Below are 16,194 nucleotides of genomic sequence, written 5' to 3' on the forward strand. Positions count from 1 at the left end.
GGGCAGAAGGGTGTGGTGTACGTCACTCTTCGATGCGGGCGGCGTGCCTGGAGTTGCGGCGACACGGTCGGGATCGTCACCGTTTCGGCGGTCCCGGTGGCCGGGTACTTGCGCGATCCGCCCCGCCCGTGTGGACTACGGCCAATGCTTCGCGCACGCGCGTGGCTGAGACTCCCCCGGACCCGGACGGGTCGGGGGGAACCCCCATTCGAAAACATGATCAGGAGGCAACCCGTGAGCGCGACCGCGGACCACGCGGAGGAGCGGACGAACCCTGCCGCCAGGCTGGGGTTCCAGCCCGGGCAGGTGGTCCAGGAGATCGGCTACGACGACGACGTCGACCAGGAGCTCCGCGAGGCCATTGAGGGCGTCATCGAGACCGACCTGGTGGACGAGGACTACGAGGACGTGGCCGACGCCGTCGTGCTGTGGTTCCGTGACGACGACGGCGACCTGACGGATGCGCTGGTGGATGCCACCCAGTACATCGAGGAGGGCGGGGCGATCCTGCTCCTCACGCCGAAGACCGGCCGTGCCGGTTACGTCGAGCCCAGCGACATCTCGGAGGCCGCGACGACGGCCGGGCTGACGGCGGCCAAGAGCGTCAGCGTCGGCAAGGACTGGAGCGGCAGCCGGCTGGCGACGCCGAAGGCCGCCAAGTCCAAGCGGTAGCCGGACCCCGGCTCCGCCCCGCGGACGAGCAGGGCCCGTCCCCCGGACGGGCCCCCAGGACGGGCCGATCGAGGTCGGCCCGTCCCCCGGACCGCGAAGGTCCCTGCGTAGGGTGTTCCTGAGCGAATTCCCCCTCCGAAGGGACGAACAGGACGATGGCGATCCAGGTCGGCGACAAGGCCCCCGACTTCGAGCTGAAGGACAACCACGGCGCCGCCGTGAAGCTCTCCGACTTCCGCGGCCACAAGAACGTGGTGCTCCTCTTCTACCCGTTCGCCTTCACCGGCGTCTGCACCGGTGAGCTGTGCGAGGTCCGCGACCACCTGCCGCAGTTCTCCGAACGCGACACCCAGGTGCTCGCCGTCTCCAACGACTCCATCCACACCCTGCGCGTCTTCGCCGAGCAGGAGGGCCTGGAGTACCCCCTGCTCTCCGACTTCTGGCCGCACGGCGAGGTCTCGCGCGCCTACGGCGTCTTCGACGAGGACAAGGGGTGCGCGGTGCGCGGCACCTTCGTCATCGACCGGGAGGGCGTCGTGCGCTGGACGGTCGTCAACGCGCTGCCGGACGCCCGGGACCTGACCGAGTACGTCACGGCGCTCGACAGCCTGTGACCCGGCACCCCGCGACCCGGCCTGCCGCGACCCGACACCCCGTGATTTGTCGGTCTCAGGGCCTGCGGGGTGCGGGAACCCGTCACTAGGATCGACACGTTGATCCGACATCCAACGCACTACGGGGCTTCCCGCCCCCGCACACCAATGGAGGACCCGTGGGAGTCAGCCTCAGCAAGGGCGGCAACGTTTCGCTGACCAAGGAGGCCCCGGGCCTGACCGCGGTCATCATCGGTCTGGGGTGGGACGTGCGGACCACCACCGGCACCGACTTCGACCTGGACGCCAGCGCACTGCTGCTGAACAACTCCGGCAAGGTCGCCAGCGACGCGCACTTCATCTTCTTCAACAACCTCAAGAGCCCCGACGGCTCGGTCGAGCACACCGGCGACAACACCACCGGTGAGGGCGAGGGCGACGACGAGCAGCTCAAGGTCGACCTCGCGACCGTCCCCGCCGAGGTCGAGAAGATCGTCTTCCCGGTCTCGATCTACGACGCCGAGAACCGCCAGCAGTCCTTCGGCCAGGTCCGCAACGCCTTCATCCGCGTCGTCAACCAGGCCGGCGGCGCCGAGATCGCCCGCTACGACCTGAGCGAGGACGCCTCCACCGAGACCGCCATGGTCTTCGGCGAGCTGTACCGCCACGGCGCCGAGTGGAAGTTCCGCGCCATCGGCCAGGGATACGCCTCCGGCCTGCGCGGCATCGCGCAGGACTTCGGCGTGAACGTCTGAGCGGCACCCCGTCGTCCGGCGCCGCACACCCGGTGTGCGGCGCCGGACGCGCACGACCACCAGGAACCACCACTCGGGGAGGGACAGCATCATGGGCGTCACGCTCGCCAAGGGGGGCAACGTCTCCCTGTCCAAGGCCGCACCCGACCTCACGCAGGTGATGGTCGGGCTCGGCTGGGACGCGCGCTCCACCACCGGAGCGCCCTTCGACCTCGACGCCAGCGCGCTGGTGTGCGGCGGCGGCCGGGTACTCGGCGACGACTGGTTCGTCTTCTACAACCAGTTGCGGAGCCCGGACGGCTCGGTCGAGCACACCGGTGACAACCTGACCGGCGAGGGCGAAGGCGACGACGAGTCGCTCCTGATCGACCTCTCCCGGGTGCCCGACCGCTGCGACAAGATCGTCTTCCCGGTCTCCATCCACGCGGCCGACGACCGCGGACAGACCTTCGGCCAGGTCGGCAACGCCTTCATCCGGGTCGTCAACCAGGCCGACGGCCAGGAACTGGCCCGCTACGACCTCAGCGAGGACGCCTCCACCGAGACCGCGATGATCTTCGGTGAGGTCTACCGGCACGGGGGCGAATGGAAGTTCCGAGCGGTGGGACAGGGGTACGCGTCGGGGCTGCGAGGCATCGCTCTAGACTTCGGAGTCAACGTTTCGTAAAGCCGAGTACGGCGTGGGGGAAACCCTCCCCCAAGCTCTCGCTTGGGGGGACCCCCAGAGATGATTGGGTAGCCAGTGCTTCTGAAAACCTTCGGCTGGTCGTTCGCGGTCACCGCGCTCGGCCTGGTCGCGGCGGTTCTTTACGGGGGGTGGACCGCCTTCGGCATCGTGGCGATCCTGACCATCCTGGAAATCTCGCTGTCCTTCGACAACGCGGTGGTCAACGCCGGAATCCTGAAGAAGATGAATGCCTTCTGGCAGAAGATCTTCCTCACCGTCGGCATCCTCATCGCCGTCTTCGGCATGCGGCTGGTCTTCCCCGTCGTGATCGTGGCGATCAGCGCCCAGCTCGGCCCCATCGAGGCGGTCGACCTCGCCCTCACCGACAAGGACCGCTACCAGGAGCTGGTGACCGACGCCCACCCGTCGATCGCCGCCTTCGGTGGCATGTTCCTGCTGATGATCTTCCTCGACTTCATCTTCGAGGACCGTGACATCAAGTGGCTGAACTGGCTGGAGCGCCCGCTCGCCAAGCTCGGCAAGGTCGACATGCTGTCGGCCTGCATCGCCCTGATCGTGCTGCTGGTCTCCGCGATCACCTTCGGCGCCCACGCCCACCAGCACGGCGGCGCGCACGCCGACAAGGCCGAGACGGTCCTGCTGTCCGGCATCGCGGGCCTGATCACCTACATGATCGTCGGCGGCCTCTCCGGCCACTTCGAGAACAAGCTCGAAGAGGAGGAGGAACGCGAGCACGAGGCCGAGGAAGAGGCCGCACGCACGGGCAAGCCCAAGTCGGCGGTCAAACTGGCGGGCAAGGCCGCGTTCTTCATGTTCCTCTACCTGGAGGTCCTGGACGCGTCGTTCTCCTTCGACGGCGTCATCGGCGCCTTCGCCATCACCAACGACATCGTCCTGATGGCCCTCGGCCTGGGCATCGGCGCCATGTACGTCCGGTCCCTCACCGTCTACCTGGTCCGCCAGGGCACCCTGGACGACTACGTCTACCTGGAGCACGGCGCCCACTACGCCATCGGCGCCCTCGCCGTGATCCTGCTGGTCACCATCCAGTACGAGATCAACGAGATCGTCACCGGTCTCATCGGCGTCGTGCTGATCGGCGCCTCGTTCTGGTCCTCGGTCCGCCGCAACAAGCGGCTCGCCGAGGCCGGCGGACCGGGCGGCGAGCAGCAGGCGGAGGTCTCCTCCGGGGTGTGAAACCCCTGATCGAAGGATGCGGTTCGCCCCCGGTGCCCCGGCGCCGCTGGTGTGAACCGCCTCCGGACGAGGAACGCTCTGAACGGGGCGGCCGTCGAGGACGACTCCTCGGCGCCGCCCCGTCGGCGTCAGGACTGCGGGTGCGACGAAGGACCCGCGGCCTTTCGATGAGGTGCTGATGTGTGACATGTGGGGGCGGGAATGGGTTTCTTCGACGGGCTGCGGCGGGGCCGGGAGGCCGACTTCGACTCGGGCAGCGCGGCGAGCAACGCCATCGAGCTGACCAAACGGCACAACCACGTCTCGCTGACCAAGCAGGGCGCGGCCACCGGCAACCTCCGGATCAACCTGGCCTGGCGGATGCGGACCTCCGACATCGGCGGCGCGCACCGCGAGAGCCTGCTGCGCCACCCCCTCAAGGCGCTCAAGCCGCCGGAGGTCATGGGCCACAGCCAGAGCATGGTCAACGTCGACCTCGACCTGGGCTGCCTCTACGAACTCCAGGACGGCTCGCGCGGCGTCGTCCAGCCGCTCGGCGGCTACTTCGGCGACGTCAACGCCGCGCCGTACGTCAAGCTCAGCGGCGACGACCGGTTCGGCTCCGGCTCCGGCGAGACGATCTACGTCAACCTCGACCACCGCGACTCCATCAAGCGGCTCCTGGTCTTCGCCTACATCTACGACCAGACGCCCGCCTTCGACCGTACGCACGCCAGCGTCACGCTCTACCCGAGCAACGGCCCCCGGATCGAGATAAGCCTCGACGAACGCCACCCGCAGGCCCGGTCCTGCGCCGTGGTGATGATCGAGAACGTCAAGGGCGAGATCATCGTGCGCCGCGAGGTGAAGTTCGTCTACGGCTTCCAGGGCGAACTGGACCGGCTCTACGGCTGGGGCCTGCAGTGGGGCCGCGGCTACAAGGCGACGGCCCGCTGACTCACCGGCCGAGGAACTGCGGCCCCTGCGGCGGCATCCGGAACTCCGGGTCGGGGACCACGGGCGCCGCGGCCGCCGGCTGCGGATAGCCGTAGCCGGACTGTGTGCCGGTCACCGTCGCCGGGGTGGGCGCGGGCGCGGGCGGATAGCCGTACGTGGACTGTCCGGCCGGCTGCGGGTAACCGTAGGCCGGCGGCGTCGCCGGGGGCTGCTGCGGATAGCCGTAGGAGGACTGGGCGGGCACCCCGGCGGGCTGCTCCGGCGGCAGTGGCCGGCCGGGCGTGGTCGGGGCCGAGGGGGAGTGCGCGGGCGCCGTCCGGGCCGCAGGGGGGTGGACGGGCGCGGTCGGGGCCGACGTGGGGTACTCGGGCGGGGCGGCGACGGGCCGGGCGGGCGCCAGGTAGAACGCGTCGGACGCCTCGGTGTCCAGGGAGTCCGACTCGTCCACCAGGATGCCGAAGTCGGTCGCCAGGCCCTGCAGACCGTTGGAGTAGCCCTCGCCCAGCGCCCGGAACTTCCAGCTCTCCCCGCGCCGGTACAGCTCCCCGCAGATCAGCGCGGTCTCCGCACCGGTCTCCGGCCTGACGTCGAAGTACGCCAGCGGCTGGGTGTCGTCGGCCGCGGCGTCGTACAGCAGGATGCGCAGCGAGCCGACCCGGTCGAAGGGGACATCGTCCGCCGACGCCACCAGGAGTATCCGGCCGACCGACGGCTCGACGCCCGTCAGGTCTGTCTGGATCGTGTCGGTCAGACCCTCGGCGACCCGCTTCTTGCCGAGCCGCCACACCTGCCCGGACGGATGCCGCGGCTGGTTGTAGAAGACGAAGTCCTCGTCGGAACGCACCCGGTCGTCGGGGCCCAGCAGCAGTGCGGAGGCGTCGACGTCCGGCACCCCCGGGCCGGGCGCCCAGCGCAGTACAGCCCGTACCGTGGTGGCCTCCAGCGGGACGTTCGACCCCTTCAGCATCGCGTGCGTCATGCCGTCATCCTGCCTTCTCGGTCCTGGTCACGACAACGCGGGGGCGGGTACTCGCACCGATGCGGGCCGCACCGCCCGGTGCGGCCGACATGGCCGGGTTACCTGGAATTCATACCCGGTGGGAACTGCGGACATAGGTTCCTACGTACTATTACCGGCCACCTTCCGACGTTTCACAGGTCGCCCAGATATCGGGGGAGTTCATATGCGTCATTTCGGGAACATCGCCCCCGAGGTGCGGAAGCGCCTGTTCCACCAGGAGCCGGGCGCGTTCACCGCCGATTCCCCGGCCCGGCTGCTGGCCGCGGCCCTGGGAGCCACGCTCTACAGCCCGGCCACCCGGCCCAGACTGGCCGACGACATCCTCAAGCAGGCCGCGCGCGGTGTGGTCTCGATGGTGCTCTGCCTGGAGGACTCCATCGACGACGCCGACGTGCCGGCCGGTGAGGAGAACCTGGTGCGCCAGCTCACCGACCTGGCCGGGCGGCCCGCGCCGGACCTGCCCCTGCTCTTCGTCCGGGTGCGCACCCCCGAGCAGATCACCGACCTGGCCCGGCGCCTCGGCCCCGCCGTCGCGGTGCTCTCCGGGTTCGTGCTGCCCAAGTTCACCGAGGAACGCGGCATACCGTTCCTGGAGGCGATGTCCGCCGCCGAGGCCGCCTCGGGCCGGCGCCTGTTCGCCATGCCCGTCCTGGAGTCCCCGGAACTGCTCTACCGCGAGTCACGCGTGCACACGCTGGAAGGCATCTTCCGGGCGGTCGACAAGTACCGCGACCGGGTCCTCGCGCTGCGGCTCGGCGTGACCGATTTCTGCTCCTCCTACGGCCTGCGCCGCAGCCCCGACATGACCGCCTACGACGTCCAGATCGTCGCCAATGTGATCGCCGACGTGGTGAACATGCTCGGCCGCGCCGACGGCACCGGCTTCACCGTCACCGGACCGGTCTGGGAGTACTTCCGCGCCCAGGAGCGCATGTTCAAGCCGCAACTGCGCCAGAGCCCCTTCCTGGACGGACAGGCCGCCGGTCTGCGCGCGCGCCTGATCGAGCACGCCATGGACGGACTGCTCCGGGAGATCTCCCTGGACCAGGTCAACGGCCTGCTCGGCAAGACCTGCATCCACCCCTCCCACGTCCTCCCGGTGCACGCGCTCTCCGTGGTCAGCCACGAGGAGTTCAGCGACGCCCAGGACATCCTCCGCCCGGAGCGCTGCGGCGGCGGTGTGCTGAGGTCGGCGTACACGAACAAGATGAACGAGGTGAAGCCGCACCGCGCCTGGGCCGAGCGCACCCTGCTGCGCGCCGAGGTGTTCGGTGTCGCCAACGAGGACATCGGCTTCGTCGAACTGCTCGCCGCCGGCCTGTCCGACTGAAGCACACCCCCCACCGAGCACAAGGGATCATGGATCACGCAGTGGACAACCGCAGACAGGACCACATGGACGAGCGGCCGCCCGCCCGCGAAGGCGCCGGGACCTGGACCGGCGCATGGGTCGCCGACCGGCTCGGCGTCGGCCTCGTCGGCGACGAGAAGCTGACCGGCCTGCTGGGCCTCGCCCTGCGCCGCAACCCCAAGCGGGCGCACCTGCTCGTCTCCCACGTGCTCGGCAAGCACGTACCGCAGTCGCCGTCCGTCGTCCACGGCCACGGCTTCGCCCTCGGCCGGCGGGTACGGGACCTGCTGAGCGCCGAGGAAGCCCGTACGGCCGTGGTCCTCGGCTACGCGGAGACCGCCACCGGCCTCGGCCACTCGGTCGCCGACGGCCTGGGCACCGCCCCCTACCTGCACTCCACGCGGCGCCCGGTCGACGGCGTCGCCCCGGCGGGCGGCTTCGAGGAGTCCCACTCGCACGCCACCTCGCATCTGCTGCTGCCCGCCGACCCGGCGCTGCTGGCCGGCCGGGGGCCGTTGGTCCTCGTCGACGACGAGTTCTCCACCGGCAACACCGTGCTCAACACCGTCCGCACCCTGCACGAGCGCTACCCGCGCGGCCGGTACGTGGTGGTGGCGCTGGTGGACATGCGCTCGCCCGCCGACGCCGGCCGCCTGGCTCGGTTCGCCCGGGAGATCGGCGCCCGCGTGGACCTGGTCACCGCCGCCTCCGGCACCGTCCGGCTGCCGGAGGGCGTGCTGGAGAAGGGGCAGCGCCTGGTGGCCGAACACGAGGCGGCGGCCGCCGCCCGCCCCCTGCCGCCCGCCTCCGCCGCGGGCACCGTCCGCCGCGTGGACCTGCGCTGGCCGCGCGGCCTGCCCGACGGCGGACGGCACGGCTTCACCCCCGCCCACCGGGCCCGCCTGGAGAGCGCCCTGCCCGCCATGGCCGCCCGGCTCGCCGAGGCCCTGCCCGCCGCCGCGGACCACGGCCGCGTGCTCGTCCTCGGCTTCGAGGAACTGATGTACGCCCCCCTGCGCCTCGCCCACGAACTGGAACAGGTCGTCGGCGCCGAGGTCCGCTACTCCACCACCACCCGCTCGCCCGTCCTCGCCGTCGACGACCCCGGCTACGCGATACGCACCCGCCTGGTCTTCCCCGCCCACGACGACCCGGCCGACGGCCCCGGCGAGCGGTACGCCTACAACGTGGCCGGCGCCGGTTTCGACACGGTCGTCGCCGTCGTCGACTCGCGCGCCGACACCCCCGCGCTGCACGCGCCCGACGGCCTGCTGGCCCGGCTCGCCGCGCACGTCCCGCACGTCCTGCTCGTGGTCGTCCCGTCCCACGTCCCCGCGGCCCCGTCCGCCCCGGATCTTCCTGGAGGAAGCCCCGCCATGCTCCCCGAGCCCCTCCGCGGCCCCGCCTTCTCCTCGTACGCCCCCGACGAGGTCGGCTGGCTCCTGCGGGACCTCTCGGACGTGACGCTGGAGGCGCCCACCGAGGAACGCGAGGAGGCCATCCAGAGCGGCGGCGCCCACTACGCCGAGTCGCTGCCCGTGGAGTACCAGCCCAGCGAGGAGTACCAGGACCTGTTCCACGAGGCGCTCGCGGCCTCGGCGGACCGCATGGCACAGGCCGTCGGCGCCGTCACCGAGATCGTCCTCGCCGAACGGTCCCCGCGCCCGGTCCTCGTCTCGCTCGCCCGCGCGGGCACCCCCGTCGGCGTCCTGATGCGCCGCTGGGCGCGGTTCCGCCACGGCCTCGACCTGCCGCACTACGCCGTGTCGATCGTCCGGGGCCGGGGCATCGACGCCAACGCGCTGCGCTGGCTGGCCGCCCACCACGACCCCGCCGACGTCGTCTTCGTCGACGGCTGGACCGGCAAGGGCGCCATCACCCGCGAACTCGCCGCCGCCCTCGACGCGTTCGAGGTGTCCGACGGCATCGGCGGGTTCGACCCGGAGATCGCCGTGCTGGCCGACCCCGGCTCCTGCGTGCGCACCTACGGCACCCGCGACGACTTCCTGATCCCCTCCGCCTGCCTCAACTCCACCGTCTCCGGCCTGATCTCCCGCACCGTCCTCCGTGCCGACCTGGTCGGACCGCACGACTTCCACGGCGCGAAGTTCTACCGCGAACTCGCCGGCGCCGACCTCTCACCCGTCTTCCTCGACGCGGTCTCCGCCCGCTTCCCCGAGGTGCTGGACGCCGTCACCGCCCAGGCCGGGGAACTGCTCGCGGCCGACCGCACCCCCACCTGGGAGGGCTGGGCGGCGGTCGAGCGGATCAGCGAGGAGTACGGCATCCACGACGTCAACCTCGTCAAGCCCGGCGTCGGCGAGACCACCCGAGTGATGCTGCGCCGGGTCCCCTGGAAGGTCCTGGCGCGGGCCGGGGCCGGCGCCGACCTCACCCACGTCCGCCTCCTCGCCGACCAGCGGGGCGTCCCCGTGGAAGAGGTCGCCGACCTGCCCTACACCTGCGTCGGCCTGATCCACCCGCGCTACACGCGCGGCGCGACCGGCGCCGACGGCCGGGCGGTGGCGGTCTGATGCCCGTCCTCGTCGCCAGCGACCTCGACCGCACCCTCATCTACTCCGCCGCCGCCCTCGACCTGACCATGCCCGACCAGGACGCGCCCCGCCTGCTGTGCGTCGAGGTCTACGACGGCAAACCGCTGTCCTACCTGACGGAGACCGCCGCCGCGCTGCTCGCCGAACTCGGTGAGCGGACGGTCTTCGTGCCGACCACGACGCGGACCCGGGCGCAGTACCGGCGGGTCGGGCTGCCCGGCGCCCCCGCCCGGTACGCGATCTGCGCCAACGGCGGCCATCTGCTGGTGGACGGCGTCAGCGACGCCGACTGGCACGCCCGGGTGACCGCACGGCTCGCCGAGGAGTGCGCCCCGCTGGACGAGGTGCGCGCGCATCTCCTGGCCACCGCCGACCCGGGCTGGGTGCGCAAGCACCGGGTCGCCGAGGACCTCTTCGCCTACCTCGTCGTCGAACGCGACCTGCTGCCCGGCGACTGGGTGAAGGAACTCGCCGTGTGGGCCGCGAACCACGGCTGGACCGTCTCCCTCCAGGGCCGCAAGCTCTACGCCGTCCCCGGGCCGCTCACCAAGAGCGCCGCCATGCGCGAGGTCGCCCGCCGCACCGGCGCGGAACTCACCCTCGCCGCCGGCGACTCCCTCCTCGACGCCGACCTGCTGCTCGCCGCCGACCGGGGCTGGCGCCCCGGCCACGGCGAACTGGCCGACACCGGCTGGGCCGGACCGACGATCACGGCCCTGCCCGAGCGGGGGGTCACGGCCGGGGAGCGGATCCTCCGCGAGTTCCTGCGCGCGACGCCTCCGGCAGGCTGACGCCGACCTCGTCCCGCTCGTCCTGCCCGTCCTGCCCGTCCTGCCCGCCCCGCTCGCCCCGCCCGGCACCCGGGCGGCGCGCCGCCCGCACGGCCACGAAGGCCAGCACCGCCAGGGCGGCGCCCGCGAGGACCACCTTCGAGTACGTGGCGGCGACGCTCGTCACCTGGGACCAGTTGTCCCCCAGGAGGTAGCCCGCGAGCACGAACACGGTGTTCCACAGCGCGCTGCCCAGCGTGGTCAGCGCGAGGAAGACCGGCAGCCGCATCCGCTCGACGCCGGCCGGCACCGAGATCAGACTGCGGAAGACCGGGATCATCCGGCCGAAGAAGACCGCCTTGGTGCCGTGCCGCAGGAACCACGCCTCGGTCCTCGCCACGTCCGCCGCCTTCACCAGCGGCAGCTTCCCCGCCAGCGCCACCACGCGGTCGCGCCCCAGCAGAGCGCCGATCCCGTACAGGGCGAGCGCGCCCACGACCGAGCCGGCCGTCGTCCACAGCAGGACGGCGATCAGCCCCATCCGGCCGGAACCGGCGGCGAATCCCGCCAGCGGCAGGATGACCTCGCTCGGCAGCGGCGGGAACAGGTTCTCCAGGGCGATGGCGATCCCCGCCCCGGGCGCGCCCAGCGTGTCCATCAGGTCGGTGATCCACTGCGGTGCGGCCCCGCTGTCCGCCGCCGTCCGCGCTGCGATGGCTGTCATGACGGCCACGCTAGGCAACGGCGGCTGAAGGGAACCTGAGGAAGCAGGTCAGCCGCAGCAGCCGCCGCCGCAGCAACCGCCGCCGCCACCGCCGGAGGGCGGTGCCGGGGCGGGGGCGGCGGACGATCCTCCGACCGCGACCGTCGACAGCAGCTTCACCGTGTCGGCGTGGCCCGCCGGACAACTGGCGGGAGCGGCGGACTCGGCCATGGGGCGGCTCAGTTCGAAGGTGTCGCCGCAACTGCGGCAGCGGTACTCGTAACGAGGCATGCGCACAGGTTAACCGGCGCCGGTGGGCGGGCCCAGGGGGCGCGGGAGCGCTCAGTGACCGGCGCCGCGCTCCTCCCGGATACCGGCGACCACGTGCGACACGGTCCGCCGGACCTCGTCCGTCTCGGTGAGGAAGTGCCAGTAGTCGGGGTGCCTGCCCGCCAGCGTGCCGATCGCCCGTTCCAGCCGGGCCACGGCCTCGTCCAGCGGGCGGGCGTGGCGCGGGTCGGGGGTGTTGCGGCCGGCCATGGCGAGCCGCTGCGCGTCGCGGATCGCGAACCGGGTCCGTTCGATCTCCTGCTGCGGGTCCTTCTGCACGGCGTTCAGCCGGCGCAGCCGGTCGCCCGCGGCGGAGACGGCCTCGTCGGTCTCGTTCAGCAGGGCCCGGACCGTCGAGAGCAGGGCGGTCGTGTCGGGCCAGCGCTGTTCCTCCCGCGCGGTCCGCGCCTCGGCCAGCCTCCGCTCGGCCTGCCGGACGGTCTCGGCCGCCTGCTCCGGTACGTGCTGGAGGTCCTGCCAGCAGCTCGCCGTGAACCGCCGCCGCAGTTCGCTGAGGATCGGCTCGACCGCCTCGGCGCGGGTGGTCAGGGCCTGGGCGCGGGTGCGCAGCGAGACCAGCCGCTTGTCGGTCTCGGCGGCCTGCGCGGGCAGCCGCGCGGCCTCCGCGCGGACCGCCTCGGCCGCCCGGGCGACGTGCTCGGCGCGCTCCAGCGTCCCCGGTACACCGTGCCGGCCGGCGCCCTGGTTCAGCTTGGTCAGCTCCGGGGCGAGGGCGGCCAGCCGGGCGGCGAGGGCGTCCGCCCTGAGCCCCGAGGCGCGGACGGTGTCCAGGGCGCCGGTGGCGGCGAGCAGCGACTGCCGGGCCCGTTCCACGGCGGGGGCGAGCCGGGCCAACTGGGTCTCGGCCTTGCCGAGCAGGGGACCGAGGCCCTCGGTGTACCGGTCCAGTTCCCCTTTGACCCGGCCCAGTTCGTCCTTGGCGGCGGACAGCTCCGTGCGGGCCCGGGTGGCGGCCGACGTCTCCAGGTCGTCACGGTCCAGGTCGTGGGCGTCGACGGCCTCGATGTACTGCCGGCTGACCTCGTCGATGCGCCGGCCGAGCGCCTCGAAGTCGGCGACCGCGCGCCGCGCGGCGGGGGAGTCGTCCACCGCCGTGATCGTCTCGATCGAGATGCGCAGATCCCGCTGGGCGGTGTCCAGTTCGTAGAACGCGGCGGCCGCGTCGTCCTTCGCGGCCTGCGCCTGGGCCCGCTGGCCCTCGCCCCGGCCGCCGAACCAGCGCCGGGTGCCGCCGCCGGCGAACGCGGCGGGCAGCGCCAGTACGGCCACCAGCGGCCAGCCCAGCAGCGTGAGCGCGTCCCGGAGCGCACCGGGCGTCCGGCGGGCGGGCGGCGGGTGCGGCGCGCGCGGCACCATCGGCGGCTTCCTCGGCTGCGATGGTGTCGCCGTCACATCCCTCTCCCGTGTCGTCCGCCCTGCCCGGGTTCATTCTCCCACCCGAGAGGGACGAACACACGGGCCGGTCGGTTCGCCGTACGGAGCCGTCCTTCGTGCGGGCGGTCACGACCACCGTGCCCGTGAACCACCGGGTGACCTCGATCCGGGCCGGTGGCGGACACGGGTTTGCGGGGCGGTGCCCCCGGCGATGTAGGCTGTCGACTCGTCCTGGGTGCGTAGCTCAGGGGTAGAGCGCCTGCCTTACAAGCAGGATGTCGGCGGTTCGAAACCGTCCGCGCCCACCAGGACCGGCCCCAGGGCCGGCACGGGAGGCCCCCCGGAAGAGATCTTCCGGGGGGCCTCCCGTCGTTCCCGGTGTGTCCGGTCGGTGTGTTCAGTCCTCCCGGCCGGTGTCCTCGGGCGGGGTGTCGTGGGTGTGCTTGAGGCGGGTGCGCGCCTCCACCCGCTCGGAACCGGTGACGTGCGTCCAGTAGCGGTGGGTGGTGACGAAGACGGCGAGTTCGCGCTCGCGCTGCCGCAACTTCTCCACCTCGGCCTGTTCGTCCGCCGACCAGCCGGGCGAGGCGGCGCGCTCGACCTTGCGCCAGCCGTTGTCCTCGTGGAAGCCGGGCAGGGGCGCCACGGACCACGGCAGTCTCTTCAGCAGGGCCGACAGCTCGGCCCGGACCTGGTGCAGTTCCTCCTGACCGGCGAGGAGGTCACTGGGAAAGTCGTAGGTCGTAGCCACGCCTCAATGATACTCCTGTTCGATTTTGAGGCGCGCGTTCCTGCGCGACACTGGGGGCATGTGCCGCAGTATCAAGACGCTACGACCGCCCGTGCTGCCCGAGGAGGCCACCGACGAGGAGGTCCGGGCCGCCGCCCTCCAGTACGTGCGCAAGGTCTCCGGATTCCGGGCACCGGCCGCGCACAACAAGGAGGTGTTCGACCGGGCCGTGGACGCGGTGGCCGCCGCCACCGCCGAACTCCTGGCCGACCTGGAGGTCCGGGGCACGCCCGCCCGGCGGGCGGGGTGAGCCCTCCCGCGGGTCAGGAGGGAGACGAGGTCTCCGCGACCGCGGGCCGCCGCCGCATCAGGTAGGCCGCGCCCGCCCCCGCGCCGAACAGCGCGGCGAAGGACACCCCCGTCGCCAGCCAGGTCGTGCCCAGCCACTGGCCGCCGAAGTAGCCGAGGGCGACGCTGTAGGCGGCCCAGGCCAGCCCGGCCAGGGCGGACCACGGCACGAACTCCCGCGCGCGCCGGTGCGCGGCCCCGGCGCCCAGGGAGACGATCGAACGGCCGGCCGGGGCGAAGCGGGCCAGCACCACGAGCAGGCCGCCGCCGCGGGCGAGCGCCGCGCCGAGACGTTCCTGCGCCCGGGTCAGCCGGCGGGAGCGGGCGATCGCGCGGTCCAGCCTCGCCCCGCCGCGCCAGGCGAGCTGGTAGGCCACCAGGTCACCGAGGACGGAGGCGGTGGTGGCGCAGAGCGTCAGGAGCAGGATGTCGGGGACGTCGTGCGGGACCTGCCCGGTGGCGGCGCCCGAGCCGGCCGCCGCGGCCGTCGCCGCCGCGATCACCAGCACCCCGCTCGGCAGCACCGGAAGGAACACGTCCAGCAGGACCGAGGAAGCCACCAGCGCGTAGATCCAAGGGCTGCTGACCAGCGACCCCACACTCTCGAACACCGTGACTCCCATGCCTTCCCCCCGCGGGCCGACCATGCCGCGACGTGCGGACGACAGGGGAGACCGATGACAGCCATACAGCGTACGCCTGAGGTGTGACGGAGGGTTCACAGGGGCCTCGTCCGCCGGTCACGGACGGTTCACCCGGCTGCCGTGTCCGGGGGGCGGCGGGAGCCGGCCTCCCGTAGCAACGACGGTGGGCTGGGCGCGGGGAGCGATCACCGCACCCGGGGCGGGACTTCACCGCTCCGCGGCCCATCACACCGGAACGGACGAACGGAACAGAACATGGTGGCAGGAATAGGCGCGGGTGGTGCGGCGGGCGCGACAGGCGTGGCGGCCGCCCTGGCCGCGGCGGTGCTCGCGGGCGGCGCCCCGGCCGGCGGCGCCCATGAGCCGGTGCTGCGCACGGAGGCGCGGTTCGCGCCGCCCGGCGGGGAGACCTCGCCGGCGGCGCTGACGTACGACCCCGGACTGGTCCCGGCGGGCGCGTGGATCGAGGTGCGGCAGCACACCGCGCGCGACGGGGCGAACGCCGTGTCGCTGCGGGTGCGCGGCATGCGGGCGGGCCACGAGTACGGCGTCCATGTGCACCGCGAGCCCTGCGGGGCCGATCCCGCCGCCGCGGGCGGGCACTACCAGCACGAGCCCTCCGCCGACCCGGCCGCCGCGCATCCGGGCAACGAGGTCTGGCTCGACTTCACCGCCGGCCCGGACGGCACGGGCGCGGCCGAGGCCCGCCACGACTGGGGATTCAGGCCGGGTGAGGCGTCCTCCGTGGTCGTCCACGACCGGCCGGGCAACTCCGGGGCCCGCGTCGGCTGCCTCACGGTGCCCTTCCGCCCGACCGCGAACGGCTGAGCGGGCGGGGCGGACCGGACGAGGAGCGAGGAGGTGCCCGCCGCGCGGACGCGGCGGGCACCTCCCGGATACGTCGTGTCGGAACGGATCAGACCGAGACCGGGGTACGGTCCGCTGCCGAACCGTCCTGCTCCCGCCGCCGCTCCGGGCCGCGCCCGGCCAGCAGCCGGTCCAGGCCGAAGGCGCCGGAACCGGTGAAGACCAGCAGCAGGAAGGCCCAGCAGAACATGGCCGACGCCTCGCCGCCGTTCTCCATCGGCCACAGGGCGCCGGGCTGGTGCATCTTGAAGTACGCGTAGGCCATCGAGCCCGAGGAGACGAGCGCGGCGACCCGGGTGCCGAGGCCGAGCATCACCAGGACGCCGCCGACGAGCTGGATCACGGCGGCGTACCAGTTGGGCCAGGCGCCCGCGTCGACGGTGCCGCCGCCGGTGCCGGCGGCGCCGCCGAGCACCCCGAACAGGGAGGCGGCGCCGTGGCAGGCGAAGAGCAGGCCGACGACTGTGCGGAACAGGGCGACGGCGTACGGCTGGGCGCTGTCGAGGCGTCCGGTCATGTGGGGGGCACTCCTTCGGTGGGACCGGCTGTGAGGAGCCGGTCACTTCGGGGGGACGGAAGTGGAGCCTCCACGTTAGGCAGACCTAACCAGTGCTTACAAGTTCAACATTCGATCCGGCG

At 72.6% G+C, this 16,194-nt stretch carries 18 protein-coding genes and 1 tRNA gene; 12 read left to right on the forward strand and 7 right to left on the reverse strand.

Annotated elements, in window-relative coordinates; all coding sequences use genetic code 11:
* Window positions 1-234: 234 nt before the first annotated feature.
* The 6 genes from ABEB00_RS10900 (at window position 235) to ABEB00_RS10925 (ending at window position 4,841) form a co-directional block, all read left to right on the forward strand.
* Window positions 235-672, forward strand: coding sequence for a DUF3052 domain-containing protein (locus ABEB00_RS10900; RefSeq protein ID WP_345619104.1), 438 nt, complete (start codon window positions 235-237; stop codon window positions 670-672).
* Window positions 673-827: 155 nt separating this feature from the next.
* Window positions 828-1,286, forward strand: coding sequence for a peroxiredoxin (locus ABEB00_RS10905; RefSeq protein ID WP_345619105.1), 459 nt, complete (start codon window positions 828-830; stop codon window positions 1,284-1,286).
* A gap of 158 nt (window positions 1,287-1,444) precedes the next feature.
* Window positions 1,445-2,020 (forward strand): calcium homeostasis/redox stress adaptation protein, encoded by a 576-nt coding sequence (locus ABEB00_RS10910; RefSeq protein WP_345619106.1) that lies wholly within the window; start codon window positions 1,445-1,447, stop codon window positions 2,018-2,020.
* A gap of 91 nt (window positions 2,021-2,111) precedes the next feature.
* The gene (locus ABEB00_RS10915; RefSeq protein WP_345619107.1) at window positions 2,112-2,687 is read left to right on the forward strand and encodes a TerD family protein; all 576 of its coding nucleotides are present in this window, start codon (window positions 2,112-2,114) and stop codon (window positions 2,685-2,687) included.
* A 75-nt stretch (window positions 2,688-2,762) separates the two neighbouring features.
* Window positions 2,763-3,905, forward strand: coding sequence for a DUF475 domain-containing protein (locus ABEB00_RS10920; RefSeq protein ID WP_345619108.1), 1,143 nt, complete (start codon window positions 2,763-2,765; stop codon window positions 3,903-3,905).
* 201 nt (window positions 3,906-4,106) lie between these two features.
* Entirely contained in the window at window positions 4,107-4,841 is a 735-nt protein-coding gene (locus tag ABEB00_RS10925; RefSeq protein WP_345619109.1) for a TerD family protein, read from the forward strand.
* A gap of 1 nt (window position 4,842) precedes the next feature.
* Here the strand turns inward: ABEB00_RS10925 and ABEB00_RS10930 are convergent, their stop codons facing one another.
* Window positions 4,843-5,820 carry a TerD family protein gene (locus tag ABEB00_RS10930; RefSeq protein WP_345619110.1) on the reverse strand — a complete coding sequence of 326 codons (978 nt, stop codon included), beginning with the start codon at window positions 5,818-5,820 and terminating at the stop codon, window positions 4,843-4,845.
* A gap of 205 nt (window positions 5,821-6,025) precedes the next feature.
* Between ABEB00_RS10930 and ABEB00_RS10935 the strand changes: the two genes are divergently transcribed.
* The 3 genes from ABEB00_RS10935 (at window position 6,026) to ABEB00_RS10945 (ending at window position 10,559) form a co-directional block, all read left to right on the forward strand.
* The gene (locus tag ABEB00_RS10935; RefSeq protein WP_345619112.1) at window positions 6,026-7,192 is read left to right on the forward strand and encodes an HpcH/HpaI aldolase/citrate lyase family protein; all 1,167 of its coding nucleotides are present in this window, start codon (window positions 6,026-6,028) and stop codon (window positions 7,190-7,192) included.
* A 65-nt stretch (window positions 7,193-7,257) separates the two neighbouring features.
* A complete protein-coding gene (locus ABEB00_RS10940; protein ID WP_345619149.1) occupies window positions 7,258-9,747 on the forward strand; it encodes a phosphoribosyltransferase in 2,490 nt (829 codons plus the stop codon).
* Window positions 9,747-10,559 (forward strand): HAD family hydrolase, encoded by an 813-nt coding sequence (locus ABEB00_RS10945; RefSeq protein WP_345619114.1) that lies wholly within the window; start codon window positions 9,747-9,749, stop codon window positions 10,557-10,559. The genes ABEB00_RS10940 and ABEB00_RS10945 overlap by 1 nt, the downstream gene beginning before the upstream one ends.
* Here the strand turns inward: ABEB00_RS10945 and ABEB00_RS10950 are convergent.
* From ABEB00_RS10950 to ABEB00_RS10960, 3 genes are read right to left on the reverse strand one after another with little or no spacing between them, the layout of a single operon-like run.
* Window positions 10,501-11,262 (reverse strand): DedA family protein, encoded by a 762-nt coding sequence (locus tag ABEB00_RS10950; protein WP_345619115.1) that lies wholly within the window; start codon window positions 11,260-11,262, stop codon window positions 10,501-10,503. The genes ABEB00_RS10945 and ABEB00_RS10950 overlap by 59 nt on opposite strands.
* A 48-nt stretch (window positions 11,263-11,310) precedes the next feature.
* The gene (locus ABEB00_RS10955) at window positions 11,311-11,532 is read right to left on the reverse strand and encodes an FmdB family zinc ribbon protein (RefSeq protein WP_345619116.1); all 222 of its coding nucleotides are present in this window, start codon (window positions 11,530-11,532) and stop codon (window positions 11,311-11,313) included.
* 51 nt (window positions 11,533-11,583) lie between these two features.
* Window positions 11,584-12,948, reverse strand: coding sequence for a coiled-coil domain-containing protein (locus ABEB00_RS10960; protein WP_345619117.1), 1,365 nt, complete (start codon window positions 12,946-12,948; stop codon window positions 11,584-11,586).
* A 251-nt stretch (window positions 12,949-13,199) separates the two neighbouring features.
* Here ABEB00_RS10960 and ABEB00_RS10965 point away from each other — a divergent pair.
* Window positions 13,200-13,274: transfer RNA gene (locus ABEB00_RS10965), tRNA-Val, on the forward strand.
* A gap of 89 nt (window positions 13,275-13,363) precedes the next feature.
* Here ABEB00_RS10965 and ABEB00_RS10970 read toward each other — a convergent pair.
* Entirely contained in the window at window positions 13,364-13,717 is a 354-nt protein-coding gene (locus tag ABEB00_RS10970; RefSeq protein ID WP_345619119.1) for a hypothetical protein, read from the reverse strand.
* 58 nt (window positions 13,718-13,775) lie between these two features.
* Here ABEB00_RS10970 and ABEB00_RS10975 point away from each other — a divergent pair, with 58 nt between their 5' ends.
* Window positions 13,776-14,006, forward strand: coding sequence for a DUF2277 domain-containing protein (locus tag ABEB00_RS10975; RefSeq protein ID WP_345619120.1), 231 nt, complete (start codon window positions 13,776-13,778; stop codon window positions 14,004-14,006).
* A 13-nt stretch (window positions 14,007-14,019) separates the two neighbouring features.
* Here the strand turns inward: ABEB00_RS10975 and ABEB00_RS10980 are convergent, their stop codons facing one another.
* A complete protein-coding gene (locus ABEB00_RS10980; protein WP_345619122.1) occupies window positions 14,020-14,667 on the reverse strand; it encodes a DedA family protein in 648 nt (215 codons plus the stop codon).
* Window positions 14,668-14,943: 276 nt separating this feature from the next.
* On the opposite strand from ABEB00_RS10980, the gene ABEB00_RS10985 reads away from it, so the two are divergent.
* Window positions 14,944-15,516, forward strand: coding sequence for a superoxide dismutase family protein (locus tag ABEB00_RS10985; protein ID WP_345619124.1), 573 nt, complete (start codon window positions 14,944-14,946; stop codon window positions 15,514-15,516).
* Between the two features lie 88 nt (window positions 15,517-15,604).
* On the opposite strand, the gene ABEB00_RS10990 is transcribed toward ABEB00_RS10985, so the two are convergent.
* Window positions 15,605-16,072, reverse strand: a complete 468-nt coding sequence (locus tag ABEB00_RS10990) for a DoxX family protein (protein ID WP_345619126.1) — start codon at window positions 16,070-16,072, stop codon at window positions 15,605-15,607.
* Window positions 16,073-16,194: the final 122 nt, after the last annotated feature.

It is taken from the genome of Streptomyces ziwulingensis (assembly GCF_039542605.1).
Taxonomy (GTDB): Bacteria; Actinomycetota; Actinomycetes; order Streptomycetales; family Streptomycetaceae; genus Streptomyces; species Streptomyces ziwulingensis.

Excerpts from the sequence above, each read along its gene's own strand:
- ABEB00_RS10905 (WP_345619105.1), top strand. The coding sequence starts at position 828 with ATGGCGATCCAGGTCGGCGACAAGGCCCCCGACTTCGAGCTGAAGGAC.
- ABEB00_RS10915 (WP_345619107.1), top strand. The coding sequence starts at position 2,112 with ATGGGCGTCACGCTCGCCAAGGGGGGCAACGTCTCCCTGTCCAAGGCC.
- ABEB00_RS10925 (WP_345619109.1), top strand. The coding sequence starts at position 4,107 with ATGGGTTTCTTCGACGGGCTGCGGCGGGGCCGGGAGGCCGACTTCGAC.
- ABEB00_RS10930 (WP_345619110.1), bottom strand. The coding sequence starts at position 5,820 with ATGACGCACGCGATGCTGAAGGGGTCGAACGTCCCGCTGGAGGCCACC.
- ABEB00_RS10935 (WP_345619112.1), top strand. The coding sequence starts at position 6,026 with ATGCGTCATTTCGGGAACATCGCCCCCGAGGTGCGGAAGCGCCTGTTC.
- ABEB00_RS10940 (WP_345619149.1), top strand. The coding sequence starts at position 7,258 with ATGGACGAGCGGCCGCCCGCCCGCGAAGGCGCCGGGACCTGGACCGGC.
- ABEB00_RS10945 (WP_345619114.1), top strand. The coding sequence starts at position 9,747 with ATGCCCGTCCTCGTCGCCAGCGACCTCGACCGCACCCTCATCTACTCC.
- ABEB00_RS10950 (WP_345619115.1), bottom strand. The coding sequence starts at position 11,262 with ATGACAGCCATCGCAGCGCGGACGGCGGCGGACAGCGGGGCCGCACCG.
- ABEB00_RS10955 (WP_345619116.1), bottom strand. The coding sequence starts at position 11,532 with ATGCCTCGTTACGAGTACCGCTGCCGCAGTTGCGGCGACACCTTCGAA.
- ABEB00_RS10960 (WP_345619117.1), bottom strand. The coding sequence starts at position 12,948 with ATGGTGCCGCGCGCGCCGCACCCGCCGCCCGCCCGCCGGACGCCCGGT.
- ABEB00_RS10975 (WP_345619120.1), top strand. The coding sequence starts at position 13,776 with ATGTGCCGCAGTATCAAGACGCTACGACCGCCCGTGCTGCCCGAGGAG.
- ABEB00_RS10980 (WP_345619122.1), bottom strand. The coding sequence starts at position 14,667 with ATGGGAGTCACGGTGTTCGAGAGTGTGGGGTCGCTGGTCAGCAGCCCT.
- ABEB00_RS10985 (WP_345619124.1), top strand. The coding sequence starts at position 14,944 with ATGGTGGCAGGAATAGGCGCGGGTGGTGCGGCGGGCGCGACAGGCGTG.
- ABEB00_RS10990 (WP_345619126.1), bottom strand. The coding sequence starts at position 16,072 with ATGACCGGACGCCTCGACAGCGCCCAGCCGTACGCCGTCGCCCTGTTC.